Source organism: Streptomyces sp. NPDC029956 (assembly GCF_055574655.1).
On the sequence record NZ_JBVHZJ010000001.1, the window covers coordinates 155,323 to 181,465 of the forward strand.

Sequence of the window (26,143 nt, forward strand, 5' to 3'; positions counted from 1 at the left end):
CACGGGTCCCCGGCGTGACCACTCTCTCCCAGACCGGCCAAGGCCCCGCCGTACAACGGCGGGGCCTTGGCCGGCATGTCATGGCCACCGCCCTGTGCCTGGCCCTGCTCGCTCTGGCCCTGCTCGCCAGCGTGATGTTCGGCAGCAAGCCGACGTCCGCCGGTGACGTCCTGCGGGTCATCACCGGCGGCGGCGACGAGTACACCCGTACCGTCATCGAGAGCCGCTACCCGCGCACCGCCCTCGGTGTGCTCGCGGGTCTCTGCCTCGCCGTCGCCGGCACCCTGATGCAGGGCATCACGCGCAATCCGCTCGCCGAGCCGGGACTTCTCGGCATCAACGCGGGCGCGTCCGCCAGCATCGTCGCCGCGACCGCGTTCCTCGGCGCCTCCGGGCAGCGGGAGACGATCTGGTGGGCCCTCGTCGGCGCCCTCCTGACCGGTGTCGTCGTCCATGTCGTCGGCACCGCCGGCGGCGGCGGCGGACCGGTCCGTCTGGTGCTCGCCGGCGCGGTGCTCTCCGCCGTCCTCGCCGCCTTCATCCAGGCCGTCGCCCTGTCCAAGCCGCAGGTCTTCGACACGTACCGCTACTGGGTGGTGGGCGCGCTCGGCGGTCGCGGCTTCGACGCCTTCTGGGCAGTCCTGCCGTTCGCCGCGGCCGGCTTCCTGCTCGCCCTGCTGCTCTCCCCGGGGCTCAACGCCATGGCCATGGGCGACGACAAGGCCGCCTCCCTCGGCATCAGCCCCGCCCGCGTCAAGGGCGCAGGACTGCTCGCGGCGACGCTGCTCGCCGCGGCCGCGACCGCGGCCGTCGGGCCCATCGCCTTCGTCGGCCTCGCGGTCCCGCACGTCGTCCGGGTACTCGTGGGCGCGGACTTCCGGGCCCAGATCCTCCTCACCTCCCTCGCGGGGCCGACGCTGCTGCTGTTCGCCGACGTCATCGGCCGGATCGTGCTCCGCCCGCAGGAACTCATGGTCGGGGTCGTCACCGCCTTCGTCGGTGCGCCCGCCCTGCTCTTCGCCGTTCGCCGTATGAGGGGAGCGGGATGAAGACCGCCGACCGGACCGACTCTCCGGACAGCACGGAGGTGACGAAGCCGCGCACTCCGCGGCCCGCGGGCCGCGGAGTGCTGCGGATCGGCCCCTGGGTCGCCGTGCCCGTGCGCCGCACCACGGTGACAGCAGCCGTGGTCTCCCTGCTGCTGCTCCTCGCCGCCGCCGTGGCCACGCTGTCGATGGGCCGGCTCGGGATCGACCTGCCCGATCTGCCGTCGGCACTCGTGGGCGAGGCCACCGGCAAGAACGCCTTCGTCCTCAACCGGCTGCGCGGCCCGCGGCTGGTGGTGGCCATCGCCACCGGCGCGGCCTTCGGCCTGTCCGGGGCCCTGTTCCAGTCCGTCACCCGCAATCCGCTGGGCAGTCCCGACGTGATCGGGCTCGGCGCCGGAGCCGGAGCGGGAGCGGCGGCCGCCGCCCTGTTCCTGCCCGACGTCATGCCGGTGGCCGTCGGCGCCCTGCTCGGCGCGATCCTGGCGATGACGGTCGTCTTCCTCGCCACCGGGACCGGGTTCCGCAGCCCGGGACGGCTCGTGGTGGCCGGTATCGGCGTGGCCGCGATGGCGACCGCACTGACCCAGTACGTGGTGTACGCCGTCGAGCGCGACAAGGCCAGCGCCCTGACCGCCTACATCAACGGCAGCCTCTCCGCCCGCTCCTGGGACGACGCGGCGACCATCTGGACGGTGCTGCTCGTCTCCCTTCCCCTCGCGGCGCTCCTCGCCCGGCCGCTGAGCATCGGCGAGATGGGCGACGACCTCTCCACCGGTCTGGGGGCCCGTCCGGGCCGGACGGCGACCTGGGCGGTCGCGCTGTCGATCGTCCTCTCCGCCGGAGCCGTCAGTGTGGCGGGACCGATCGCGTTCATCTCCCTGACCGCGCCGCAGATCGCCAAGCGGGTCACCCGCAGCGGCGGCCCGCACCTGGTGATGTCCACCCTGCTCGGGGCCCTGCTGCTGGTCCTGGCCGACCTGACCGCGCAGCAGTTGCCGCTCTTCGACGACCTGCCCGTCGGTCTGTACACGATGGCCGTCGGCGGCGCGTACCTGGGCTATCTGCTGCTGCGTGAGTGGAGGCGTCCCGCCGCCTGACCGGGAGGGCCTCCGCCGAGGGGGCCTATGCGGGCCCGAGCGGGTCGCCGACGCGCAGGTTCCAGCGCTCGGCGCGCCCGCTCAGGTGTACGGCGGTCAGGGGGCGTACGTCGAGCCGCCGGGCCGCCTCGTCCGGTGCCCCGAGGGCGTGGACGAGGGCGGCGCGGATCACGTCCGGTTCGGCGACGACCGTGACGCGCCCCGAGCCTGCCCGCAGTCCGTCGAGCCAGGCCCCGACCCGTATCCGCAACGCGCGTGAGGACTCCCCGCCGTGGGGTGCCGCGGCCGGGTCGGACAGCCAGACGCCGAGCTCCGCCTCCTCTGCGGCGGCGACCGCCGCGAGGGTCCGTCCCCGCCACCGCCCCATGGCGCAGCCGGCGAGCGCGGTCACCGCCTCCGCCGAGAGACCGAGGGCCTCCGCCGTCCGACGACAGCGTGCCGAGGGCGAGGAGTACGCGCGCGAGGACGGGTCGACGGCGGAGGCGACGGACTCGGCCCGGGCGATCCCCTCGGGGTCGAGGGGAGTGTCGTCGTCGAACCCGACGTCACGCGGCGATCCGCTCGTGGCGGGTGAGATCAGCGTCAGCCGGACGGTCATCGGCTTCCTTCTCGGTCGGGTCCTGGGGCGGCGCCCAGGGTAGCGCCGGGCCTCCGTGCCGACCGTGCCGAACCGGGCTCACCACCCCCGGGGGGAGCGCGAACGTGATTCAGGCCTCACGCCCTTGGCGGCTCACCCGGTGCGCGGTACGGTCGGGCGACATTTGAACAGCGTGACGACGGCGAGACGGAAGTCCGGTGAGAATCCGGCACGGTCGCGCCACTGTGAGCCGGGCGCCGCCCTTCCTTCTCGGAGGCGGTGCCACGGTGAGTCAGACCCGTGGACCGTCGTCCTGCACCACCGTCCGGGACGCGAGTTCCCGCAGGAGGTTCCATCATGGCCGAGGCTGTCGTCTCCGCTGCCGTATCCGCCCCTTCCGTGGCCGTTCCGGCCCCGCTGCCCGTCCGGGCCGTTCTCCCCTGGGCCTTCTTCGTCGGCCTTCTCGCGCTGATCGCGCTGTACTTCGTGGGCGCGGAGCAGGGTGCCACGTCCCTGATCGCGGGCTCCGACGTGCACGAGTGGGTGCACGACGGTCGTCATCTGCTCGGCTTCCCCTGCCACTGAGAGGCGCTACGCACATGCACGCCTCAACTGTCAGATCCCTGCTGGTCCGTGGCATGCTCGCGGGCCTGATCGCCGGTCTCTTCGCCTTCGCCGTCGCCTACGTCGTGGGTGAGCCTCCCGTGGACGGTGCGATCGCCGTCGAGGAGGCCCAGGAGGCGCACGCGGCTCCCGAGGCCCATGCCGGGCACGGCGGCACGGCCGCCGCGGAAGCCGCGGAGGAAGAGGAGGCGGTCAGCCGCCCCGTCCAGTCGACCTTCGGCCTGGCCACCGGTGTCCTCGTGTACGGGGTGGCGCTCGGCGGCATCGCGGCGCTCGCCTTCTCCTTCGCGCTCGGCCGCATCGGCCGGTTCAGCCCGCGGGCGACGGCGGCGCTCACCGCGGCGGCGGCGTTCACCACCGTCTACCTGGTGCCGTTCCTGAAGTATCCGGCGACCCCGCCGGCCGTCGGCAATCCGGACACGATCGGGAAGCGCACCACCCTGTTCTTCCTGATGATCCTGCTCAGTGTGCTGCTCGGGCTCGCCGCGGTGATCGCGGGGCGGCGCCTCGCACCGCGCCTGGGCAACTGGAACGCGACCCTGGTCGCCGCGGCCGGGTTCGTCGTCGTGACCGGTGTCGCCTTCGCGCTGCTCCCCGCGAACGACGACGCCGTCAAGGCGGGCTTCCCCGCCGCGCTGCTCTGGGAGTTCAGGCTGGCCTCGCTGGCCGTCCAGGCCGTGCTGTGGGCGGCGTTCGGCGTGGTCTTCGGCGTCCTCGCCCAGAAGGTCCTCGCCGTCCGGGCGTCCACCGCCGGGGCCCCGGCCCCGGCCGCGGCGCCGATCCCGGGCTGACCGCCCGCACGACCACGCACGACCCCGCACAGACCGCTCACCGACCGCCCCGTACGCCCCGGCGTACGGGGCGGTTCCGCGTTCACCGGACAACCACGGTCGGCGCGAACGCCGTTGGAAGATCGCGAACCCCTGCCTCCGTATACTGAGCGCGCACGTCTCATCACGTTATGTGTACGGAGGATCCCCTCTTGGCTGGTCGTTCCCCGTCGGCCGACGACGTCCGACAGCCGGTTCCCGCGGACACCCGGGTGCGGCCCGCGTGGCACGAGCGGGCCAAGCGGGCTGTCGTGACGGGCCGTTCGGACCCCCACGTCGTGTCCGAGGCCGAGAGCCTGGCACGGTCGGGGCACCTGACCCAGCGGGACCTGCGGATGCTCCTCCTGGTCACCGACGACGACCCGGTGTGGCGGGCCGCCCGCCGCCTCGCGGTCGAGGGCCTGCGCGGCACGCCGGAGGTTCCGCAGCAGATCCTCGTGGCACACGCGCAGCTCGAGTTCTGGCCGCCTCCGACGTACGAGGAGTCCGCCGAGCACCATCCCGACGGACACGTCCTGCACACCGCGGCGGTACGGCTCGGCCCAGGCGACGCCCAGGTGACGGGCCCGGCGCGGACCGCCCGGACCGCGGCCCTCGCCCGCAGGTCCGCCGCCGACGCGATGCTCCGCCGCCTCGCCGGCGTCGAGGGGACGGCGGGGGATTCGGCGGGGGAGACCGGCGGCACACGGCTGACGTTGCCGGGCATGGGGACGGAGGCCTTCGAGTCGCTGCTCCGCACCCGCGTGTCGACGCGGGACGCGCCGGGCGAGGAGCTGGCGGCCGAGGTCGTCCGCAGGGCGGGCTCGGCGCGGCTGCGACACCGTGACGTCCATCTGCTGCTGTTCGGTGCGCGGGGTCCGGCGTGGCGCGAGGTGCGCGTACGGGCCCTGGGGCTCGCGGCGCGGATGCAGAACTCGGCGGCCACGCTGCTGCGCTGGCGGGCGGACGAGGAGGGGGCCGAACTCCGGAACACGGTCACCGCTTCCGACGGGGGTTTCTCCTGCGGCTGGAGCTGGGAGGGCCGGGACGGCAACGCGGGCGCGGGCGGCGGCGGCACGGTCCACGGCGCGGAACGCACCGCACGCGACCGGCGGCAGGCCGTGCACCTCGGCGCGGTCGCCCTCCTGGCCGAGCTCGCCGGGCTTCCGGAGCCGGACGCGGAACGGGCGCCCGACGGCGGAGGCCCGTCGCGTGCGGTGCGGATCCAGCCGGTGCCGACAGGACAGGATCCGGTGAAGTACCTCAACAAGTACACCCAGTTGGAGGTCATCTCCAAGCCGGAGTCCACGTTCGCGGTCGCACCGAAGAGCGTCGCCTGTACCTACACCTGCACCCTCGTCCGTACGGGGGCGGAGGTGTCCGTCACCCGCCGGGCGAAGACACGGGCGGAGGCACGCCGCGGCGCCGCGTCGGCGCTGATGGAGGAACTGGTCGCTCACGACGCCCCGTCCACTCCCCCGGAGCGGACGGGTGGACGACCGTCCGTGCCGACGCCACGGTCCGCCGACGGCGAGCCGACCGTACCGGGCCGGACCGCGACTCCGGGCTCGGGCTCGGGTGCTGGTTCCGGTCCGGGTCCTGCCGTGGGTGCGGGCGCGGCTCCCGGTCCCGGTCCGGCCCAGGGCGCTGCTCCGGCTCCGGCTCCCACTCCGACTCCGGCTCCGGCTCCGGCTCCCACTCCGGCTCCGGCTCCCGGTCCGGCTCCCGGCTCCGCGTTACGGATCGCGGTCGGCGACGTCGTCGCGGAAGCCCTCGCGGCCGGGTGCGCCGTCTCCTTCCTGCCCGGCGGCAGCGCACCCGCCGCGCTGCTGCTCCACCGGGCCGACGGGGCTCCGCTGCCGGATGTCGACCTCCCGACGCCGCTGTCCTCGGCACGCCGTTCCCTCCTCGTGGCCCCGGCGACCTCCCCCGTGCACGTGGTCGGGTGGCGGGTTCCACTCGCCGATGCCGTACCCGTACTGCTGCGCAGGGACCGGGACGCCGGGTGGCATCCGACGGCGCTGGAGTGGGAGCAGGCGGCCCGGCTCGGACTCCGGGCGGTCGCCGCCGGGCTCGTCCATCCGGCGCTCACCCCGGACGGGACCGACCGGTGGCGGCTGGGACCCCTGCCGGTCGCCCTCACGCATGCCGTGGAGGAGCTCGCCCGCCGTATGACGCCCCGGGCTCGTGTCGTCGCCGACGGGGGTCGGTTCCCGGCCGCCCTCGACGTCGTACCGGCCTTCCTCGACGCCCTGGCCGACACGATGCTGCGTCCCCCGGCCTCGGTCCTCTTCGGCACCGGACCGTTCCTCGGGCCGGCCGGCGGTCCGCTCCCCGAGGCGGAGGCCGCGGCGGTCCGGCCCTGGCTGGACGCCGTCGAGGACCGGCTGCACTCCGGGCCGCCGCCCGGACTCGTCGTCGAGTTCGCCGCACCGTCCGAGGAGGAGGCCGCCGCCGGACGGCTGACCGGTCGCCTGCTCGTCGCCGTCGACCCAGGCAAGCCGGGCCAGGAGGTTGCCGCCGGGCATCTCGGGACGGCGCGCGAGCCGGTGGCGGGTGTCGAGCCGTACGACCTGCGGGTGCGCGTACGTCTCCGGCTCCGGCGCGCGGCCCGGCGGTGCGGGCTCCTGGCCGGGCTGGTCACCTCGCCCGATCGGCTGGTCGCGGACGCCACGGGGATCGCGCGGCTCCTCGAAGCCGAGACGGAGCTGGCGGCCGAGGGCCTGCTGCTGCGCTGGCCACCCGGACTGCGTGAGCTGCTCTCCGCCCACACGGTGGTCGGGGCGGAGCACGGCGTCACCGCGGGCGAAGCCCCCGGTCCCCACTCCACGGGCGGCGCACCCCGCTTCAGCCTCCAGGCACTGCTCGACTTCCGCTGGCGGTTCGCGCTCGGTGACGACGTGCTGAGCGAGGCCGAGATGGACGCACTCGCGGAGGCCGCCCGGCCCCTCGTCCGGGTCCGGGACCGCTGGGTGCTGCTCGACCCCCTCACGGTCGCGCGTGTACGCCGCCGGGAGATCGGCCCGCTCGCCGGGATCGACGCACTCACCGCGGCCCTCACCGGCACCGTGAGCGTCGACGGCCGGACGGTGCCGTGCCGGGCGGACGGCGGCCTCGCTGCCGTCGTCGACATCCTGCGCCGCGGCGAGCACGCGCCCCCGGTGGCCGCGCCCGCCGGGCTCGCGGCGACTCTCCGCGCCTATCAGGCGCGGGCGCTGGCCTGGCTCGCGCACACCGGCGGCATCGGGTTCGGCGCGGTCCTCGCCGACGACATGGGACTCGGCAAGACCCTGACGGCCATCGCGTACACCCTGCACCGGTACGAGAGCGGGCGGCGCGGCCCGGTCCTGGTGGTGTGCCCGTCGTCGCTCGTGACCAACTGGGAACGGGAGTTCCGCCGGTTCGCCCCCCAGCTCGACGTCACCGTCCACCACGGCACCCGGCGCAGCCTGGGCGTTCCCGGGGAGCGGGCCGTCGTCCTCACCACGTACGGAGTCCTGCGCCGCGACGACGAACTCGCCTCCCGCGTCTGGGACATGGTGATCGCGGACGAGGCGCAGCACGCCAAGAACCACGCCTCCTCCACCGCCCGCCGTCTGCACGCGCTCACCTCCACCACCCGGCTGGCGCTGAGCGGCACCCCGGTCGAGAACAACCTCTCCGAGCTGTGGACCCTGATCGACTGGGCCAACCCCGGCCTCTTCGGCCCGCTGAAGACCTTCCGGTCCCGGTACGCGGCCGCCGCCGAACGCGACCCGGACGGCCCGGCCGCCCGTGCCCTGGCGCGGCTGATCGCGCCGTTCCTCCTGCGCCGCCGGAAGACCGACCCGCACGTCGCCCCCGAACTGCCCGCGAAGGTCGAGACCCGGCGGATCGTCGAGCTCACGGCGGAGCAGGTCGCCCTCTACGAGGCCGTCGTCCGCGAGGCGATGGAGCAGCTCGCCCACTCCCCCGCCCTCGCCCGCTCCGGCCTGGTGTTCAAGCTGATCACCGCCCTGAAACAGATCACCAACCACCCCGCGCACTACTGGGGTGAGGAGCATCCCGGCCCGTCCGGGGCAGGGGAGTTCACCGCGCGGTCGGCCAAGCTGGAAGCCCTCGGCGAGCTCGTCGAGTCGATCACCGCGCGCGGGGAGGCGGCGCTCGTCTTCACCAGCTACGTGACGATGGGCCGGCTGCTCACCGAGCACCTCACGCACCTCGGCCATCGCCCGCTGTTCCTCCACGGCGGCCTGGACACCCGGCGGCGACAGGAGCTCGTCGACGCCTTCCAGGCGGGTCGCTCACCACTGTTCGTACTCTCCCTCAAGGCGGGCGGCACCGGCCTCACGCTGACCCGGGCCAGTCACGTCGTGCACTTCGACCGCAGCTGGAACGCCGCTGTGGAGGACCAGGCGTCCGACCGCGCGCACCGGATCGGGCAACGGCGGACCGTCACCGTCCACCGTCTCGTCACCCGCGGCACGATCGAGGACCGGATCGACCAACTACTCGCCCACAAAAGGGCGTTGCAGGAGACGGTGTTGGGGACGGGTGACGCCGGAATCGCCCGGCTCTCGGACCGGGAACTCGTCGACCTCGTCAGCCTGGGAGACCCCTCGTGACCTCCACCGAACCCACATCCGTACTGGGCGGCCTCACCGATCCTCCACCGGCGCCGCTCCCCGGACTCGACGCACTGCGCACGCTCGTCGCCGACGCGGCACTTCGCGCGGCGGCCCTTCTGGACAGCGCCGGCGGCCCGCCCGCGGAAGGCTCCGCGGCGGATGCCGCCGCGACCGACGGTGCCGCCGCCGATGGCGTCGACGACGTCACCGCGGACATCGTGCGCTTCGTCGCCCAGCACGGAGACACCCATCTGGAGGGCGCCGCCCTCTCACTCGGCTGCACCGTCGGCGTGATGAGACATCTCGCCACGGCCCACCGGTGGGGCGGGCGGCCGGCCGTCGCCACCTGCCTCGCACCGCTGCCTGCCGACCCCGACGTGCTGGCCGCCGCCGAGCACGCCGTCCAGCCGCTCCGCCCCTCCCCCACCGCGCCCGTGGAGCGCCATCACAACCACCTCACCGACGCACCCGCCCGGGTCCAGCTGCGGTACGGCCCCGACGGCCTCTGGCACCCGTACCTGGAGCACTTCGGCAGCTGGCAGCCGGCCGCCGCCCCGGCCCCCGACCCGGCGACGGCCTACCGGGCCGCTCGTACGGCGCTCCGCACGGCGACGCGCGGGTGACGGCGGGACAAGGGGGACGCCAGGACGGCGACACCGCGGCCGGTGCGGTCAGACAAGGCGCCGCATCCACCCGTGGGGGTCCTCGGCCCGGCCGAACTGGATGTCCACGAGACGGCGGCGCAGGCGCATCGTCACCGAGTCCTCGGCGCCCGTGTCCGGGGCGACGACCTCGCCGTCGGTCCAGACGAGACGCCCGACCGGGGTCACCGCCGCACCGGTGCCGCAGGCGAAGACCTCACGGATCGCGCCGGTCCGCGCGCCCTCCTGCCACTCGGTGATCTCGACGGCCCGCTCCTCGACGTCGAGGCCCGTCTCCTTGGCGAGGGCGAGGATGGACGCACGGGTCACGCCCTCCAGGATGGTGCCGAGCTCCGGCGTGACGAGGCGGCCGTCGTCGGTGACGAAGAACAGGTTCATGCCGCCCAGTTCCTCGACGTACCGGCCCTCGGTGCCGTCGAGGAAGCAGACCTGGTCGCAGCCGTGCTCTGCGGCCTCCAGCATCGGGGCGAGGCTCGCCGCGTAGTTGCCTCCGCACTTGGCGGCCCCGGTGCCGCCCCGCCCGGCGCGGGTGTACTCCGTGGAGAGCCAGATGGAGACCGGCTTGACGCCGCCGGAGAAGTACGAGCCGACGGGCGAGGCGATCACCATGTACGTGACCTCCGCGGCGGGCCGCACGCCGAAGTAGGCCTCCGAGGCGAACATGAACGGGCGCAGGTAGAGACTCTGCTCCTCACCGGTCGGCACCCACGCCTCGTCGGCGCGGACGAGCGCCGTGACCGATTCGAGGAAGGCGGGCAGCGGGAGTTCGGGAAGGGCCAGGCGCCGGGCGGAGCGGGCGAACCGCTCGCCGTTGGCCTCCGGGCGGAACGTCCAGACCGATCCGTCCGCGTGCCGGTAGGCCTTCATCCCCTCGAAGATCTCCTGCGCGTAGTGCAGGACGGCGGCCCCCGGGTGCAGGGGGATCGGCGCGAACGGAACGACCACCGCGTCGTTCCACCCGCGGTCCGACGTCCACACAGCGCGGGCCATGTGATCGGTGAAGTACTGGCCGAACCTGGGGTCGGTGAGGATCTCGGCGCGCCGCTCGGCACTCGTGGGAGTGGGATTGGGCTGAAGCGTGAACCGCAGACTCATCGCGGGTGACCCTCTCGGTGGATGCTCGGTGACGGCACGTGCGTACTCCATGATGGATGACGGCTCGGCACCGTAGCCGCCGATCGAGGTGCGTTGCAAGGGAGTTGGGACGCCGCGGAAGGCGACGTCCGAGGCGCCGGGGCGCGGGGGTCGCCGGAGCCGTCCTCGCCGGGACCGAGGTGCCGAGCACCTCGTCGGGACTCGGCGACGACCGGACCGGGACCCCCGCCACCGGGTCAGGCCCGCTGCCCCCGCTCCCGCTCCCACGCCGCCGCGAACATCTCGTGCAGCGGGGCCGTCGGCAGCACCCGTACGAACGGGGAACGAAGCTCGTTGCCCCACATCGGACGCACCAGGTGGCCGTCCAGCTTCACCTTCTCCAGAGGGAGGTGCGGGGACTTCAGCTCGGTCCACTCGCCGGGCAGGAACAGCGTCCGGCCCGCCCGCGCCCGCTTGGCCTCGAGGACCGCGCCGGTGGCGGCGAGTTCCGCCCGGACCTCCGCGTGCCGCTTGGTCGTCCAGCCGTTCCACCTGCGGACGTTCCGGTCGGTGGGCACGGCCAGTGTCGCGATCTGGAGGTACAGGGCGGCCGCGTCGGTGCCCGCACCGAGTTCGTCGGCCACGCGCGCCACCAGCTCCGGGCAGGACTGCCGGGGATCCGCCTCGTACGCGCCGTCCGGTACGGCTCCGGAGCAGGCCCGCCGCATCATCCGGTCGAGTCCGCCGCCGACGAGCAGCGGTGCCACACGGTCCAGTTCCTCCGCGAGGTCGGTGGTCTCGCGGACCCGGCGCCACACCTCGGGGTCGGCGGCCTCGGCGGGCCGCAGGAAGGCGTCGCCGCCGGGTGCGCACACCACCAGGGGGCCGGAGTCGTACGCCGTCATGGGCGGCATCTCGCCCTCCTCCTTCCGGCGGTCCAGGGACACGGGCAGCGTCGCGGGCCCGAACCGCTCGGCGATCCGCGCCGAGGTGTCCCGGACCCGCCCGCCGGGCAGCTCGACGAGGAGCTCCGGACGGGACAGCTCGGCACGCAGCCGCTCGTAGAGGGCCGTCGCGCCGGCCACCGCCGGGTCGCCGGCGGGCCGGTCGGTCCACGCCCAGACCAGCGCGCTCGCGATCTCCTCGATGGCGAGGCCGACCGGAGTGCCGTAGGGCAGCTCGGGTCCCGCAGGCGGCAGGGCCCGCACCTCCGCGCCCAGGCCGTACCGGGGTGCCGCGAGATCCCAGTCGACCGCGGGTACCGTCTCGTCCTCCGCGGCCTCGTAGCCGTCCGCGAGGCGTCGTGCCCACACCTCGGAGAGGCCGAGATCGGCCTCCAGGGCGTCGGCCGCCTCGTCGTGCACGGCGGGCAGCACGCCGATCCGCTCCCGCCACACGCCCGCCATCCGCTCCACGGCCGCGGCGAGGCCACCGGGCCGCCACAGTTCGGCCGGGTCATCGGGCAGCGCGGCCGCGAGGACGGCCCTCCGGCCGGCGCCGCCGAGGCGGGCGCGGAACTCCTCGTAGGCCTCGACCGTCATCGGACTGGCCTTGTACGGCGCCTTGCGGGCGAGGGCGCGGTCCTCGTCCCGGTCGGCGCGGCCGACGAGACCGGCGACCACGAGCCGGGCCACGGGCCTGCGCACGCCCGTCAGTTCGGCGAACCGCGCCGCGGCCGACTCCGGGACGGGGAGCGGTCCGTGCGCGTCGATCGCCGCGAGGAGGGCCCGCAGCCGGGCCGCGTCGTCCCGGTCGATCCGGACGAGCCGGGCGTCGGCGACCGCCGCCGGTACGGGGTCGTCGTCCGCCGCCTCGCCGGCGGGGGCGACGAACCAGCAGGCCTCCCCGGCGTCCCACCGCGCGGCGGACGCCACGGCGGTCCCGCCCTCCCTCAGTCCGTCCAGGGGCCCGGCCCCGGTCGTACGGCCGACCCACCACCGGCCGCCCTCACGGGCGAACGGCTGGTCGGCCCAGGTCTCCAGGAGCGCGCGCAGGGCGCCCCGCTCCGGGTCCGGGGTCGGTGCGACCGCCGCACGCCAGGCGACGGCGTCGATCGCGCCGAGCAGTTGCGACCAGTCGTGCGGCAGGGCGGGCGGCGAGAGCCGCCTGACCTCCTCGACGATCGTCCCCGCCAGGCAGGCTCCGTCTGCGGCGAGCGCGCTGAGGGTCGCGGACTGGGCGACGTCCCGGCTCCGCCGCCAGGTGTCGCCCTTCCCGTCCACGACGAGTCCGCACAGCGCGGGCATCAGCTCGGTGTCCGGCACCGCGCGGCTGGGCTCGGCGGGCGGTGCCTCGGCCAGCAGGGTGACGCGGCGGTGCAGGGCGCGCCGCCGCTCCTCCACGCGGGCGGCCCGCTCCGCCACCGCGACGACGGCCTCGACCAGGACCGGGGCGGTGATCTGGGGCAACTCCCGTGCCACGGCGGCCCGCAGTGCCTCCGCGCCGTCGAGGGCGGCGGCCAGGAGGGTGTCGGCCGTCGTCCGTTCCACGGTCCGCAGCGCCGTGGAACCGGCGGTGTCCCGGGTCCGCAGCAGGTACCAGAAGGCGGGCGGCAGGGCCACGCCGTGGGAGGCGGTGAGGCGGCGGGGCGGCTTCACGCGCGGGTGGCGGGGCGAGTGGTGGCCGTCCAGCTCCCACAGCAGGACCCCGTCCGCGGCGTACGCGCGCACGCCCGTTCGGGTCCGCGCCTCGGCGAGGACGACATCCTCCACGGCGCCCTCCGGCGCCGCCCAGAGTCCCCAGGGCTCCTGCCCGGGCCGGTCGATGTCGAAGCGGGCCTTGCGGCCGTCGATGCTCTCCAGGAGGAAGTGGTCCGGTGCGTTGTCCCGGTAGCGGGTGCGGAAGAGCACCCGGGTGCCGACGAGCCCGTCACGGCTGCCCAGCGGGGAATCGGTCATGCCGGCGGGCAGCGGGGCGAGGTGCAGCGCCTCGCGGGCGAGGGTCTTGTCCGCCTCGGACGGCTCCAGGGCCGGATCGGTGCTCGCGGGGCGGCCGGGGAAGTCGGGCAGCGGCGTCGCGCCCTGTCGCTCGCCGGTGACCGGGTCGACGACCTCCCAGTCCTGTCGCCCGTAGACGGCGTTGGTCCAGATCCGGGTGCCGTCGCCGAGCTGCAGCTCCTCCCGGTCGATCCCCTCCGTGCCGCCGGGCCGGGTCACCCGGAGGCCGCCGTGCCGCCCGCCTCCGTCGGCGGTCTCGAACTGGAAGCCGTACGCCCCGTCCAGGCTGCCGCCGAAGGGCACCAGGCCGCCCAGCTCCTCCGGGGTGAACGGCTCGTCGGGGCGGTCGGCCCAGACGGCGGTGTCGCAGTAGAACGGGCTCGGCTTGAGGCTCCAGCTGACGAGGAACGAACCACCGACGTAGTGGACGGCGAACAGGGTCGCGTCCTCCGGCACCGTGAACCGACAGGAGCCGCGCACACCGTCCGGGGCGACGGCGACGGCGCGGTCGCGCCCGAAGACGGTCAGCACGGGCCAGGTGCCGGTCACTCCGGCCACGCCGGGAAGTCCGGCGGCACCGATCGCGTCGACCGCGCTGAGCTCGTCGGCCGCGGCGAGCGGGGCGGCCGCACCGTCCGCACCCGGCTCCGCGGCGGCGCCGACGGCGTCGGCCGCGCCGGGCTTCGTCCAGGACCGGTTGAGCTCGCCCCCCATGGCCTCGTTGAGGTCGTGGGCCGCCGCGGCTGCGCCCGGATCATGGGCGGCGACCCAGTCGGCGTACGTGGTCGAGACGTGCGTGCTGCCCTGGGCGGGCACCAGGGCTTCGAGCGAGGCGATCATGACTGGATCGTCGCACGCACCACTGACAGGCCCGAAGCCACGGGGTGTTCGCCGCCGCCGCTCCGGGACGGGACGCACGCACGTCACACGTCCCCGTACGGACGGCCTCCCCACCGCTCCGATTGCACCCGGAACGGCCACGCCCCGCCGCTCCGATGCACCCGGGGCGGCCTCACCGCCGACCGGCTCACCACCGCGCCGGCTCCCGCCGGAGCAGGCTCACCGAACGTCCGGCCCCGTCGGCCCGCCGCACAGCCAGTGACGGCCCGTGGTGGTCCAGCCGGTCAGTCGGCGCGCCCGTCCGGCGTCCGCCGTGCCGTCGGCGGCGAAGGACCCGCCGTCGGCGACAAGCCGCAGGCCCGCAAGGGCCGGTGCCAGCCGGGCAACCACGTGCGCGGGATGGCGTGCCGCCTCCTCGTGCGTCCAGGCCACCGCCCCGGCCGCCTCCGTCCCCTCGCACAGCGACAGGTGGAACACCATCTGGCGCCATGCGTACGCGGCGTCCTTGACCGTGCCGAGCGGGCGCTGTTCGTGGTGCGCCCGCCCCGTCAGACGGCACACGGTGACGAAGCAACGCCGGGCCAGGTCCGCCCAGCCGGCGGCGGGCGCGATGCCGACGCGGTGGACCAGGGTGGCGAGGTTGTGGGTCGTCAGGATCTGGGACTGTTCGATGACCGTGCCGTTCTCCGCGACGCCGAGGAGACCGCGCGCACCGGCCCGCTCATGGCACAGCGCCGCGAACTCCGGTGCGTCCACCGCGGCCTTCCGCCGGGTCGCCCCGCGTCCGGGACCGCCGTCCGCCCGGGCACGGACGGTCGCGTAGTCGATGCCGTAGTACCGCTCGTACAGGGATCCGCCGCCGAGAAGCTCCCCGGCGACGACCGCCGCGGCCTGGAACTTCGGGCTGAAGGTGCCCATGAAGATGTCCGCGGCGAGTTCCTCGACGAGCGGGGCGTCCAGGTCGGTCCGGCGGGCGAGGACGGCGAGTTCGCGGACGAGCGGGTTGGGCAGCAGGGTGCCGGGGAAGCCGTCCACGGCGACCTCGGCGAGTCGGCGCAGCGTCGTGTGCGCGGAGGTACGCACGCGCGTGGCCGAGGCGCGCTGCGCCGACACCGCGCGGACCCACGGCAGTTCCTCGAGCCTGACCTGCCGCTCCAGGTTGAGCATCAGGAGGGAGCGGCGATTGCTGAACGCCCGGTGGTTCGCGGCCGTCAGGGCGCGCAGCGGCCCGTCCGGGTAGGCCGCGGCGGTCTCGGCGGCGACGAGCTGCGGAACCAGCTCGGCCATCACTTCGGCAGAGGGCACCACGCCGAGCTCCACCAGGGTGTGGAGCGGCGCGCTCCGTGCCGTCTCGACCACGCGGCGGATCGCGGGCGGCACGGCGGTCCCGGCGGGCAGGCCCGACCGGCGCTGCTCGGCCTCGGTGACCGGGGCGACGAGAGGGGGCACGTCGGCCGCGCCGGTCTCCTGCGGGAGGCCGGTCATCCGGTGGGCGACGAGGTGTGCGATGTCGTGGTGGGCGGGCAGGGCGGCCTGGGCCGCCTGGGCGCTCCGTACCGCCGTGTGCCGTTCCGAGCCGGGCAGACCGCGCTTGCGGACCATCGAGGTCACGGCGTGCCGCAGCAGCCCGAGGCGCCGCGCGTCGAGCGGGCGCCCGGCCGTCGTCTCCTCCAGGGCTCCGCGCAGGATCCCGGGGTTGCCCTTGGGGTCGCGGTGGCGACCGCACAGGGTGTGCTCCCGGGCCAGGGTGCGGTAGCGGTCGAGGAGGGCGGCGCCGCGCTCGTGCCATCCGGTGCCGGGTGCGCGGTCGAGGACCCGGTGGTCGGGGCCGGCCGTCTCCAGCCAGTGCCCGAGCAGTTCGTCCTCGAAGGGCCGCCAGACGCCGAGCGCCTCGCGCTGGGTCTCGACGGCGAGGTGGGGGCCGCGGGCCGCCAGCGTGGCTCCGGCCTGCGCGACCGTACGGCGGTGGACGGCGTCGGTGTCGGGCGCCGGGGAGGCGGCCGGGGGCGGGGTGAACCGGAGCATGGCCGCGAACGGCCGTATCTCCCGTACGAGTTCGAGGGCGGCGTCGGTCTCCCCGGCCCTGACGAGCCAGGCCACGGTGAGCAGCGCGGCTTCCTCGGGGACGGTCACCGCGTAGCAGGTGCTGTCGAGGAGGGCCCACAGCTCCGCGAGGCCCTCCTCGGTGAGGCAGTGGACGAAGAGGGCTTCCCTGTCCTCGGGTACGCCGGCCTTCCGGGCCGCCTCCGCCTCGTACGGCTGGAGAGGGCCGCCGGCGCGAGCGGCGCCCGTGGCGAAGCCGCCGTGCAGCACTTCGAGAGTCACCCAGGCGGGCAGACCGCGCGCCGGTGTCCGCGAGCCGATCCTCAGCGCGCCGTCGGCCATGCCGGCGAGCACGCGGCGCCAGCCGCCGGCCCGTTCTTCGGCACGCGCCCGCGTGGCGGGGTCCGTGTGGTGGAGCGCGGTGACGAAGGCACGGGCCAGCTGCCCCTCCGCGTAGGAGCGCGACACGATCGGAAGCTGCTTGTCAGCGTGTGTGTCCATAAGCCGACGTGGCGGGTTCCGCCCCCGCGCCCTCCGGGTCCCGAGCCCGGCGCTCTGCTGCTGAGCTACACGTCGTAGGGCTGTGACGCTAGTCAGCCCGCCGGAGGGGCGGCAACGGGATTTCCCGCGGCGCGGGGCGCCCTGCGCGGGATCCCGCCGAAGGAGCAACGCGCCTAACCCCTCGGTGCCGGCGGCGGTTGAGCACACCGATGAGGGTGGCGAGGTCGGCCGCACCCGCCGGGTCGTCCGCGTACCGGGTCGTCTGGAGGGGGCCGACCTCGGGGAGGACGATCTCCTCCCGGGCCAGCACATGGACCAGGGTCAACAGCGCGGCGCGGGCGTTGCCGTCGGTGAAGGGGTGGAAGAACGCCACGTCGAGGTAGGCGCGGGCCGCGCGGGCCGCCGGTGGGAGGTTCGGGTCGGTCGCCTCGCGCAGGCAGGATGCGAAGTCGGCCCTGGTACGGGGCGTCAGGCCGTAGCGCTCGCGGCCGGCCTTCGCGTACGCGTCGTTCACGCGGAACGGTGCCTCGGGGGCGGCGAGGACGTCGCGCTGCCAGCCGGCCAGCAGAGCGAAGTCCAGCGGGACGCCGCGTGCGGCGTCTTCTCGGGCCACGGCGTACGCGGCGAGCAGTCGCTCGGCGCGCATCGGGTCGCGTCGGCGCACCGGTCCCTCGCACCAGGACCGGAACCCGTCGCGGTCGGGAGGGAATCGGTGAAGGGCCGGTGCGCTCCGCCAGTCGGTCTCACCACGCACGCGCAGCCAGACAGCGAGGCTGTCAGAAGCGGTCATGGAGTTCCTCCAGGTCCTCCCTCTCGCGGTGGTCCTGGTACGGGGCGTGGCCGGTGAGGCCGACGGCGAGGTCCTCGCCCACGGACTCGATCAGGACGCGTTCCGGGGTGACCCAGCTCTCGAACCGGCCGCCGATCGCACGCTCCACCGCTCGCGAGGCCTCGGCCGGGTCCAGGCCGGTGCTGGTGAGGAACCAGCTCAGGACGATCGAGGTCTGGCTGCGCCAGGCGTTGTCCGCGCACGAGTCCATCGCATAGGTCACGAGCCGGACGCAGGCCCGTTCCAGGTACCAGCTGCGGTCCTCGGGCGGGACGTCCGGCGACGGCGCCAGGTCGGCGAAGCGCCGGGCCGTCCGCTCCAGCCACGCCCGCCACTCCAGCAGCGCGGCGACGACGCGTGACGCGGTCTCGTCCGGGGTCGTCACCGAGTGCGCCCCGCTGACCCAATGGCCGATGGGTCCGCCGTCGCGCAAGCACCAGTTCCATCCCCAGGCCCAGGTGCCGTATCGCTCCCGGAGGATCGCGCTTATCTGGCTCTCACACCAGTATTCGCCCTGCGACCAGCCGTCCATGCCGGAGAGTACGGGCGGCACCCATGCACGGACCAGTGAGCGAAGACGGGATTCCTCGTCCTCGTCCCAGGCGAACACGTGCTGGGCCGGGTCGAACGCACCCCAGTCCCGGATGACCTCGAAGGTGACCATGGGCACACGGTCGGCGGGGAAGGGTAGCGTGTCACGGTTGTACGTCAGCGCTGCTCACTCGTCCCGTTCGAGGTGGTCGACCCCTCAGTCTGGGCTCGAAGCACCTGGTATCGCCAACGGTTTTCGGGCCGCGCCCCGTGGGCGTCGGAGGCCGGTGCCGGGTGTTCGGGAATGTGGGGGCCGTTCCTTCTGGGAGCGCTCTCAGAGGGTGGCGGCTACAGATATCCTGATCCGTACAGGAACGCACACCGCACGCGGACACCCCAGCCAGCCCCACCCACGCAGCCGAGGAGCGCACGCCTTGCCCGAGCAGACCACGGGGCCCCGCCCCACGCTGGAAGCCGTCGCCGCCCGCGCCGGCGTGTCCCGCGCCACGGCCTCCCGGGTCGTCAACGGGGGCGCCGGTGTGCGGCCTCCGCTGGTCGAGAAGGTGCGCAGGGCGGTCGACGAGCTCGGCTACGTGCCCAATCACGCGGCCCGCACGCTGGTCACCCGGCGCAACGGCGCGGTGGCGGTGATCATCGCGGAGCCCGAGTTCCGGATCTTCTCGGACCCGTTCTTCGAGCAGCAGGTACGGGGCATCAGCCGGGAGCTGACCGCGCACGACGCCCAGCTGGTGCTGCTGTGGGTGGAGGGTCCGGGGGATCACGACCGGATCGCCCGCTATCTCGGGGGCGGGCATGTCGACGGCGCGCTGGCGTTCTCGCTGCACAACGACGACGCGCTGCCGGCCGTCATCGACCGGACCCGTATCCCGGTGGTGTACGGCGGGCGCCCGGCGCCCGGTACGAGTCCGACCGTGCCGTTCGTCGACTGCGACAACCGCGGGGGCGCCCGTGAGGCGGTGCGGCATCTGGTGGATCTCGGCCGCCGGAACATCGCGCACATCTCCGGGCCGGACGACCAGACGTCGGCGCTCGACCGTCTCCACGGTTATCGAGACGTGCTGGTCGACGCCGATCCCGCCCTGCTGTCCCGGGGCGACTTCACCGAGGAGAGCGGCGCCCGCGCGATGGCCGAGTTGCTCGACCGGCGGCCCGACGTCGACGCCGTTTTCGTCGCCAACGACCTGATGGCTTCGGGTGCGTTGCTGACGCTGCGCGAGCGTGGGGTGCGGGTGCCGGAGGACGTGGCGGTCGTCGGATTCGACGACATGGCCTCGGTGGTGCGCCGGACGTCCCCGTCCCTGACCACCGTGCACCAGGACATCGAGGACATGGGCCGGCTGATGGTGAAGCTGCTGATGCGGCTGCTCGACGGGACCGGCCCGGCGACCCCCGCGTCCGTCATCACTCCGACGTCGCTCGTCCTCCGCGACTCGGCCTGAACCGGCGGACGGGGAGGGCGGCGGCACGGCACAGAAGACGGCGGGCCGGGTGAGGAGGAACCCGGCCCGCCGCTCCGTTCCCCGAGGGGCTCGGACGGTCGGTCGTAGGGGATGACCGCTCCGTTCCCCGAGGGGCTCGGACGGTCAGTCGAAGGGGATGACCACCACCGACCGGTCCGTGCCCGTCTGGACCCGCGAGTCACCGTTGCCGATGGCGCTCCAGACCTCCAGGCGCACCGTGCCGCCCGTCAGGTTGCCGAGTGTTCCGGTGGCCGACTTGAGGCCGCGGGACTGGGCGTACTCCTCCCAGCCGGTCACCGGGTCGGTGGCGAAGTAGTGGTACGTCTCCGTCCGTTCGAAGGTGCCGTCACCGGTGAGGTCGTAGCTGATCCGGGCCTGCTGGCCGAGTCCGACCCCCGTGCCGGCGTCGACCTGGAGGCGGAAGGCGGTGGAACCGCCGGCCTTGAGCGTGCCGTTGACTCCCCTGGCCACGTAGACGAGCGGCCGGTTCGGGGTGCCGTCGTGGTTGCCGCCCTGCGCGGAGAGGACGGTGTCGCTGCCGGCCGTGGCGCCGGTGGCCGTGGTGAGCGTCCCGCCGGTGCGGAGCTGGAAGGTGTTGCCGGTGCCCGGCTCCGGCTCGGGGTCGGGTCCGGGACCGCCCGCGCCGGTGCCGGACGCCGTGGAACGCGCGGGCACGGAGAGGGACTTGCCGTCGGAGAAGGTGACGGTGCGGGCCGTGGAGCCGTGGTTGTGGGCCACGTACGTCCGGGTGCCGTTCTTGGCGAAGACGGCCGAGGTGGGGATGGATCCGGTGACCGTCGCGTCGGGCGCGCCGAGCGTGTCGAGTGCGGTGAGCCAGTGGTAGGTGTGGGCCTTGGACTCCCCCGCCTCGGGGGTGTAGCCGGCGTTGCCCGCGTCCCACTTGGCCTTGGCCGCCGCCGGGTCGGCGAGGGACTGGAACTCCCAGAGGATGTCGCGCCATTCGACGGCCGGGCCGCCGTTCTCGCGCTCCATCTCGGCGATGTTGCGGCGGACGGCGTCCTTGTGGCCGCCCAGGTGGAGTGAACCGCCGGTCACCGGGAGGACGTTGATGCCGTGGATCTCCTCGGGGTTGGCGGTCCACCAGGTGGCGTAGGCGCCGCCGCTGCCCCAGACCATGCCGACGGTGTCGTGCTGGAAGGAGCCGGGGAAGACCTGCTGGTCGGCGTCGAACCAGTACTGGGCGATGGCCTCGCCCTCGGTGGTGAGCAGATAGGTGCCGAGGTCGCGGAGCTGGGTGTTGCCGGTGGCCGAGCCCCAGAGGACGAGCGCGGCGCTGAGGTTGGTCGACTCGGAGGACGACTCCTGGTTGTTGCCGGCGGCGAAGCCCTGGTGGCCGCTGGCCCAGCTGTGTCCGGCGTAGACGTCGAAACCGCGGAGGAACGGGAAGGCGGTGTCGGTGCGGCTGGGGTTGGCGGTGTCGCGGACCAGGGTCTTGACCATGGCGCCCCAGGCCGAGTCGGCGGCCCAGGCCGCGTCGTACTGGGCGACGATCGCGGCGGCGTACACGTAGTAGCCGTAGTGGAAGTGGTGGTCGTTGAGTTCGGTGTCGCTGCCGTACGAGGCCGGGTAGCCGGTGAGGGTCTTCCAGGCGTTGTCGTACGAGAACTCGGTGGCGCCGCCTGCCGTGAACCACTCCTGGAGGCGGCCCTTGATCTGACCGAGGAGCTTGTCGCGGGTCGCGGTCTCACCGATCTGGTCGGCGAGCGGGACCAGCTGGGCGAGCTTGCCGAGGGCCTTGCCGGTCCAGTAGGTGTCGACGGCCCCGGAGAAGGGGTCGGCGGAGTTCGCGACCTCGTTCAGGTAGCCGCGCAGACGGGCGGTGTCGACGCCGTTGCCGCCCGGCAGTCCGGGCAGGGTGGCGGCCGCCTTCTGGCTGGTGGTGAAGGAGGCCGACTCCCGGACCTTCATGGTGCCGCGGGGCGAGACGTAGGTGTACGGGGTGAGCGGGTCGGTGGTGTTCAGCCACTGGTGGCGGTAGAGCGCCTGGAGGGTGCCGCGCTCGGTGCCCTCCTTCGCCTCGGTGGTGAGGGCGTAGGTGGCGCGGACGGTGCCGGCGTCGTAGCTCCAGTTCACGGTGGATCCGGTGACGAAGCTGTAGGCGTACTTGCGGTAGGTGGCGAGCGCGTCGGTGGAGGGCAGGACGGCGACGGAGAAGTAGTCCTTGCCGCCGAGCCCGGCGGTGATGCTGGAGCCGGAGACGGTCCAGTCGGTGCCGCTGGGCGCGAAGAGGGCGTAGTGGTGGCCCGCGACGGTGATGCCGAGGACGTTGCCCTGGTCGGCGAAGACGGCGGGGGTGCCCGCGGTGGTGATCCTCGCGTCGCCGCCGGTGCCCTTGGCGTATACGAAGGGCATGCCGTGGCCGATGGTGGTGCGCAGGGTGCGGGCGCCGTCGGACCAGTAGGGGGTGACGGTCCAGTCGGACCAGGCGTCGGCCTTGGTGTCGGGCGAGTTGAGCCCGGTGAGGCCGAGGGTGAGGTCGGCCTTGTGGGCGAACTCGTACTGGCGCCCGTCGCCGACGATGGCGGGGGTGGTCGGGTAGCCGAGCTCGAGGCCGCCGGCGACGGCCTGGTAGGTCAGCGGGTGGCCGTACATGGGAGTGGAGTACGGGTTGTCCCCGTAGCGCTGGAAGGCGAGGGAGGACCACCAGTCGTTGGTGGGGACCGGCTTGCCCTGGGCCGCGGCGGTGACCTTGGGGGTGACCGGTGCGCCGGTGTTGGTGGTGGGGCCGGAGGTTCCGGCGGGGCGGGTGTCGGAGTAGCTTCCGGCGCCCGTGGGGATGGTGGCCGCTGCGGCCGGGGCTGCGGCGGGGCCGAGTCCCAGGGCGGCGAGGGCGGACACCAGGACCAGCGCGGCGGCGGGCCTTGTGCGGGGGGCTGGCATGTAAACGGCACCTCATGTCGTTCGCGACGAGTGGGGCACGGAGGGATGCGCGCGGCGGGATGCGCGGGGAAACGGGGACGATCTCGCAGTGGACGCTTCCGGCGAACACTCCGAGAGAGCGCTCTCAAGACGCCGGAAACGTAAAACCGCCGAAACACATGTGTCAAGAGATTGAACACAGGCCGGACTTGACGGCTCTTCCCGTCCGTTACGCCTTCGAGCCTTGACGGATGGGCTCCGCCCCAGGCACGCTCCCCCCGCACGCTTGAGAGCGCTCTCAGTCGTTCTCGCTCGTTCCGGAGCCAAGGAGGCTTCCCATGCCCATCGCCCGAGCCGCCGTCACGACCACCGCCAGAAGAGCCGTCGTCCGCCTGGGGGCGGTCGCGCTCACCGGGGCCCTGCTCGCCGCCTGCGGAGGTGCGTCGGACGACACGTCCACCGACGGGGCGGGAGGCGAGGTCACCATCACCGTCGACCTGTTCGGTTCCTTCGGGTACAAGGAGGCCGGGCTCTACGCCGAGTACGAGAAGCTCCACCCCGGTGTCACCATCAAGCAGACGGACACCGAGGACGAGGCCGACTACTGGAAGTCCCTCCAGACCCGGCTCGCCGGCGGCGCCGGCCTCGCCGACGTGCAGGGCATCGAGGTGGGCCGGATCGCCTCCGTCACCCAGCAGCAGGCCGACCGGTTCGAGGACCTGAGGAAGTACGGCGCGGACTCCCTCAAGGACCAGTTCGCCCCGGCGAAGTGGGCCGCCGCCGGCGGCAAGGGCGGCGAGGTCCTCGGCCTCGGCACCGACGTCGGCCCCGAGGCGATGTGCTACCGCACCGACCTCTTCAAGAAGGCCGGACTCCCCACCGACCGCGCGGAGCTCGCCAAGAAGTGGTCCACCTGGGACGGCTACCTGGCCCTCGGGAAGCAGTACAAGGCGAAGGCCCCCGGCAAGAGCGCCTGGCTCGACAGTGTCGGCAGCCTCTACTCGATCATGATCGGGCAGCAGAAGGAGCGGTACTACGACGCCTCCGGAAAGCTGATCTGGGAGGAGAACCCCGCCCTGCGCACCGCCTGGGACCACTCCGTCCAGGCGGCCCAGGACGGGCTGAGCGCCAAGCTCGACCAGTGGTCCCCGCAGTGGAACCAGGCCTTCGCGGCCGGTTCCTTCGCCACCATCCCGTGCCCCGCCTGGATGCTCGGCTACATCAAGGGCCAGGCCGGTGAGGCCGGCAAGGGCAAGTGGGACGTCGCCACGCTCCCCGGCGGCGCCGGCAACTGGGGCGGCTCCTACCTGGCGGTCCCGAAGGCCGCGAAGCACAAGAAGGAGGCGTACGAGCTGGTGAAGTGGCTCACCGCCCCCGAGCAGCAGACGAAGCTCTTCCAGAAGCAGGGCAACTTCCCCTCCGCCACGGGCGCGATCGAGAAGGTCGCCGGCGCGAAGGACCCGTTCTTCTCCGACGCCCCCATCGGGCAGATCTTCGGTGACGCGGCCAAGGCGGCCCCGGTGCAGGTGCTCGGCGTGCACGACCAGAACATCGCGCAGCAGATCACGAACGCGCTGAGCGAGGTCGAGCGGAAGGGGACCTCGCCGGAGAAGGCCTGGTCGAACGCGAAGAAGGGCGTCGCGAACACCGTCGGCTGACCTCCGCCGCCGGATCCCTCCTCTCCACGTCTCCTCCACTCCTCCGAAGGGCCGCGCCGTGACCCTCACCGCATCCGAGACGCCGGCCCCGCCGAAGCCGGCCCCGCCGCCCGCGCGGCGGGGGTCCGCCCGGCGGGCCTGGCAGTCGTTCTCCCCGTACGCCTACCTCGCCCCGTTCTTCACCCTGTTCGTCGCCTTCGGCCTCTTCCCGCTGCTCTACACGGCCTTCGTCTCGCTCTACCGGGTGGAGCTCCAGACGCCCGGCGACATGGAGTGGCGCGGCCTCGGCAACTACACCGCGCTCCTCGGCGACGAGTACTTCTGGCTGTCGCTGCGCAACACGTTCACCATCGGTGTGCTCTCCACCGTGCCACAGCTCGTGATGGCCCTGGGGCTCGCGCATCTGCTCAACTACAAGATGCGCGGCCGCACCTTCCTGCGGACCGCGGTGCTCCTGCCGTACGCGACCTCGGTGGCCGCCGCCACCCTCGTCTTCGCCCAGCTCTTCGGGCGGGACTTCGGCCTGATCAACTACGCGCTCGGTCTGGTCGGCATCGACCCCGTCGACTGGCAGAACGGCACGGTCGCCTCGCAGATCGCCGTGTCGACGGTCGTCGTCTGGCGCTGGACCGGCTACAACGCGCTGATCTACCTGGCCGGCATGCAGTCCATCCCCCATGAGCTGTACGAGGCCGCCGCGATGGACGGGGCCTCGCGGTGGCGCCAGTTCTTCCACGTCACGCTGCCGGGTCTGCGGCCCACGATCCTGTTCACCGTCATCGTCTCGACGATCGGCGCGACCCAGCTGTTCGGTGAGCCGCTGCTGCTCGAAGGGTCCATCTCGGGCGGCATCTCGCACCAGTACCAGACGCTCGGCCTGTACATGTACGAGCAGGGCTGGGGCTTCTTCCATCTGGGCCGGGCCGCCGCCATCGCCTGGGTGATGTTCCTGCTCATCGTGGTGCTCGTCGGGGCCAACGCCCTGATCGCGCGCCGCCGTTCCCGCAAGGAGGCCGGCCGATGACCGCGCCCGGTTCCACCGTGACGCGCGACCCCTCCTCCCGGGCCGTCCGTACGCCCGGTCCCACCGGGACGCGAGGCCCCTCCCGGGCCGGCCGCACCCTGCACGCGGGCCCGCTCGCGTACGGGATCCTCGTGGTCGCCGTCCTGTTCTCCGCGTTCCCCTTCTACTGGACGATCGTCGCGGCGAGCCGCTCCAACGCCGACCTGGCGAAGGTGCCGCCGACACTGCTGCCCGGCCCGAACCTGATCCGCAACTTCGAGGCCGTCCTCGAAGAGGCGGACATCGGCAAGGCCCTGCTCAACTCCCTCATCGTGTCCGGTTCGATCACCCTCGGCACCGTCCTGTGCTGCACGCTCGCCGGTTTCGCGTTCGCCAAGCTCCGCTTCCGGGGCCGCGGCGCACTCCTGGCGGTCACGATCGGCACCATGATGATCCCGCCGCAGCTGGGCGTGATCCCGCTGTTCATGCTGATCGCCGAGCTGGGCTGGGTGAACCAGCTCCAGGCGGTGATCCTGCCGGGCCTGGTGTCCGCGTTCGGGGTGTTCTTCATGCGTCAGTACCTGGTGCAGACGCTGCCGGACGAGCTGATCGAGGCGGCGCGGGTCGACGGCGCGTCCACCGCCCGCATCTTCTGGTCGATCGTGGTGCCGATCGCCCGGCCCGGCATGGCCGTGCTCGGCCTGCTGACCTTCATGGCCGCCTGGAACGACTTCTTCTGGCCGGTCGTCGCGCTCACCTCCTCCGAGCCCACGGTCCAGGTCGCCCTGCGCCAGCTCGGCGGCGGATACGTCCACGACCAGTCGGTGATCATGGCGGGCACGCTGCTCGGCACCCTGCCGGTCCTCCTGGTCTTCGGCCTGCTGGGCCGGCAGATCGTCGGCGGCATCATGCAGGGCGCGGTCAAGGGCTGACCCCCCTCCG

The 26,143-nt window shown here is 73.7% G+C and carries 17 protein-coding genes and 1 tRNA gene; 10 read left to right on the forward strand and 8 right to left on the reverse strand.

Features of this window, described 5'->3' with window-relative positions; genetic code table 11:
• The first annotated feature begins 80 nt into the window (after positions 1-80).
• Both ACZ4XX_RS00525 and ACZ4XX_RS00530 read left to right on the forward strand, forming a co-directional pair.
• The gene (locus tag ACZ4XX_RS00525; protein ID WP_468505929.1) at positions 81-1,049 is read left to right on the forward strand and encodes a FecCD family ABC transporter permease; all 969 of its coding nucleotides are present in this window, start codon (positions 81-83) and stop codon (positions 1,047-1,049) included.
• Positions 1,046-2,146 (forward strand): FecCD family ABC transporter permease, encoded by a 1,101-nt coding sequence (locus ACZ4XX_RS00530; RefSeq protein WP_468505789.1) that lies wholly within the window; start codon positions 1,046-1,048, stop codon positions 2,144-2,146. Before ACZ4XX_RS00525 ends, ACZ4XX_RS00530 begins: the two co-directional genes overlap by 4 nt.
• Before the next feature lie 25 nt (positions 2,147-2,171).
• Here the strand turns inward: ACZ4XX_RS00530 and ACZ4XX_RS00535 are convergent, their stop codons facing one another.
• Positions 2,172-2,744 carry a histidine phosphatase family protein gene (locus ACZ4XX_RS00535; RefSeq protein WP_468505790.1) on the reverse strand — a complete coding sequence of 191 codons (573 nt, stop codon included), beginning with the start codon at positions 2,742-2,744 and terminating at the stop codon, positions 2,172-2,174.
• Positions 2,745-3,080: 336 nt separating this feature from the next.
• On the opposite strand from ACZ4XX_RS00535, the gene ACZ4XX_RS00540 reads away from it, so the two are divergent.
• The 4 genes from ACZ4XX_RS00540 to ACZ4XX_RS00555 all read left to right on the forward strand — a co-directional run bounded on the left by ACZ4XX_RS00540 (position 3,081) and on the right by ACZ4XX_RS00555 (position 9,386).
• Positions 3,081-3,308, forward strand: coding sequence for a CbtB domain-containing protein (locus tag ACZ4XX_RS00540; RefSeq protein ID WP_266899951.1), 228 nt, complete (start codon positions 3,081-3,083; stop codon positions 3,306-3,308).
• A 14-nt stretch (positions 3,309-3,322) separates the two neighbouring features.
• On the forward strand, positions 3,323-4,138 hold the full coding sequence (locus ACZ4XX_RS00545; protein ID WP_468505791.1) for a CbtA family protein: 816 nt from the start codon (positions 3,323-3,325) through the stop codon (positions 4,136-4,138).
• 191 nt (positions 4,139-4,329) lie between these two features.
• Complete coding sequence (locus ACZ4XX_RS00550) at positions 4,330-8,760, forward strand: SNF2-related protein (RefSeq protein ID WP_468505792.1); 4,431 nt, start codon at positions 4,330-4,332, stop codon at positions 8,758-8,760.
• A complete protein-coding gene (locus tag ACZ4XX_RS00555; protein WP_468505793.1) occupies positions 8,757-9,386 on the forward strand; it encodes a hypothetical protein in 630 nt (209 codons plus the stop codon). The genes ACZ4XX_RS00550 and ACZ4XX_RS00555 overlap by 4 nt, the downstream gene beginning before the upstream one ends.
• A 48-nt stretch (positions 9,387-9,434) precedes the next feature.
• Here the strand turns inward: ACZ4XX_RS00555 and ACZ4XX_RS00560 are convergent, their stop codons facing one another.
• From ACZ4XX_RS00560 to ACZ4XX_RS00585, 6 genes are all read right to left on the reverse strand, one after another.
• The gene (locus ACZ4XX_RS00560) at positions 9,435-10,520 is read right to left on the reverse strand and encodes a branched-chain amino acid aminotransferase (protein WP_468505794.1); all 1,086 of its coding nucleotides are present in this window, start codon (positions 10,518-10,520) and stop codon (positions 9,435-9,437) included.
• Positions 10,521-10,756: 236 nt separating this feature from the next.
• On the reverse strand, positions 10,757-14,275 hold the full coding sequence (locus ACZ4XX_RS00565; protein WP_468505795.1) for a hypothetical protein: 3,519 nt from the start codon (positions 14,273-14,275) through the stop codon (positions 10,757-10,759).
• A gap of 219 nt (positions 14,276-14,494) precedes the next feature.
• Entirely contained in the window at positions 14,495-16,819 is a 2,325-nt protein-coding gene (locus ACZ4XX_RS00570) for a hypothetical protein (protein ID WP_468505796.1), read from the reverse strand.
• Positions 16,820-16,822: 3 nt separating this feature from the next.
• Positions 16,823-16,894, reverse strand: a tRNA-Pro gene (locus tag ACZ4XX_RS00575).
• A gap of 13 nt (positions 16,895-16,907) precedes the next feature.
• On the reverse strand, positions 16,908-17,609 hold the full coding sequence (locus ACZ4XX_RS00580; protein WP_468505797.1) for a Fic family protein: 702 nt from the start codon (positions 17,607-17,609) through the stop codon (positions 16,908-16,910).
• Positions 17,596-18,312, reverse strand: coding sequence for a hypothetical protein (locus ACZ4XX_RS00585; RefSeq protein WP_468505798.1), 717 nt, complete (start codon positions 18,310-18,312; stop codon positions 17,596-17,598). Before ACZ4XX_RS00585 ends, ACZ4XX_RS00580 begins: the two co-directional genes overlap by 14 nt.
• Before the next feature lie 301 nt (positions 18,313-18,613).
• On the opposite strand from ACZ4XX_RS00585, the gene ACZ4XX_RS00590 reads away from it, so the two are divergent.
• On the forward strand, positions 18,614-19,639 hold the full coding sequence (locus tag ACZ4XX_RS00590; RefSeq protein ID WP_468505799.1) for a LacI family DNA-binding transcriptional regulator: 1,026 nt from the start codon (positions 18,614-18,616) through the stop codon (positions 19,637-19,639).
• Positions 19,640-19,783: 144 nt separating this feature from the next.
• On the opposite strand, the gene ACZ4XX_RS00595 is transcribed toward ACZ4XX_RS00590, so the two are convergent.
• Positions 19,784-22,561 (reverse strand): glycosyl hydrolase, encoded by a 2,778-nt coding sequence (locus ACZ4XX_RS00595; RefSeq protein ID WP_468505800.1) that lies wholly within the window; start codon positions 22,559-22,561, stop codon positions 19,784-19,786.
• Positions 22,562-22,878: 317 nt separating this feature from the next.
• On the opposite strand from ACZ4XX_RS00595, the gene ACZ4XX_RS00600 reads away from it, so the two are divergent.
• The 3 genes from ACZ4XX_RS00600 to ACZ4XX_RS00610 are packed head-to-tail and all read left to right on the forward strand — an operon-like array spanning position 22,879 to position 26,133.
• Positions 22,879-24,198: an ABC transporter substrate-binding protein gene (locus ACZ4XX_RS00600; protein ID WP_468505801.1), complete on the forward strand. Its 1,320-nt coding sequence runs from the start codon at positions 22,879-22,881 to the stop codon at positions 24,196-24,198.
• A gap of 58 nt (positions 24,199-24,256) precedes the next feature.
• Complete coding sequence (locus ACZ4XX_RS00605) at positions 24,257-25,222, forward strand: carbohydrate ABC transporter permease (RefSeq protein ID WP_468505802.1); 966 nt, start codon at positions 24,257-24,259, stop codon at positions 25,220-25,222.
• On the forward strand, positions 25,219-26,133 hold the full coding sequence (locus ACZ4XX_RS00610) for a carbohydrate ABC transporter permease (RefSeq protein WP_468505803.1): 915 nt from the start codon (positions 25,219-25,221) through the stop codon (positions 26,131-26,133). Before ACZ4XX_RS00605 ends, ACZ4XX_RS00610 begins: the two co-directional genes overlap by 4 nt.
• Positions 26,134-26,143: the final 10 nt, after the last annotated feature.

What these genes read in the sequence shown, in the direction of transcription:
- ACZ4XX_RS00525 (WP_468505929.1), top strand. Translation starts at nt 81, where the DNA reads ATGGCCACCGCCCTGTGCCTGGCCCTGCTCGCTCTGGCCCTGCTCGCC.
- ACZ4XX_RS00545 (WP_468505791.1), top strand. Translation starts at nt 3,323, where the DNA reads ATGCACGCCTCAACTGTCAGATCCCTGCTGGTCCGTGGCATGCTCGCG.
- ACZ4XX_RS00595 (WP_468505800.1), bottom strand. Translation starts at nt 22,561, where the DNA reads ATGCCAGCCCCCCGCACAAGGCCCGCCGCCGCGCTGGTCCTGGTGTCC.
- ACZ4XX_RS00610 (WP_468505803.1), top strand. Translation starts at nt 25,219, where the DNA reads ATGACCGCGCCCGGTTCCACCGTGACGCGCGACCCCTCCTCCCGGGCC.
- ACZ4XX_RS00530 (WP_468505789.1), top strand. Translation starts at nt 1,046, where the DNA reads ATGAAGACCGCCGACCGGACCGACTCTCCGGACAGCACGGAGGTGACG.
- ACZ4XX_RS00565 (WP_468505795.1), bottom strand. Translation starts at nt 14,275, where the DNA reads ATGATCGCCTCGCTCGAAGCCCTGGTGCCCGCCCAGGGCAGCACGCAC.
- ACZ4XX_RS00570 (WP_468505796.1), bottom strand. Translation starts at nt 16,819, where the DNA reads ATGGACACACACGCTGACAAGCAGCTTCCGATCGTGTCGCGCTCCTAC.
- ACZ4XX_RS00600 (WP_468505801.1), top strand. Translation starts at nt 22,879, where the DNA reads ATGCCCATCGCCCGAGCCGCCGTCACGACCACCGCCAGAAGAGCCGTC.
- ACZ4XX_RS00560 (WP_468505794.1), bottom strand. Translation starts at nt 10,520, where the DNA reads ATGAGTCTGCGGTTCACGCTTCAGCCCAATCCCACTCCCACGAGTGCC.
- ACZ4XX_RS00535 (WP_468505790.1), bottom strand. Translation starts at nt 2,744, where the DNA reads ATGACCGTCCGGCTGACGCTGATCTCACCCGCCACGAGCGGATCGCCG.
- ACZ4XX_RS00585 (WP_468505798.1), bottom strand. Translation starts at nt 18,312, where the DNA reads ATGGTCACCTTCGAGGTCATCCGGGACTGGGGTGCGTTCGACCCGGCC.
- ACZ4XX_RS00580 (WP_468505797.1), bottom strand. Translation starts at nt 17,609, where the DNA reads ATGACCGCTTCTGACAGCCTCGCTGTCTGGCTGCGCGTGCGTGGTGAG.
- ACZ4XX_RS00540 (WP_266899951.1), top strand. Translation starts at nt 3,081, where the DNA reads ATGGCCGAGGCTGTCGTCTCCGCTGCCGTATCCGCCCCTTCCGTGGCC.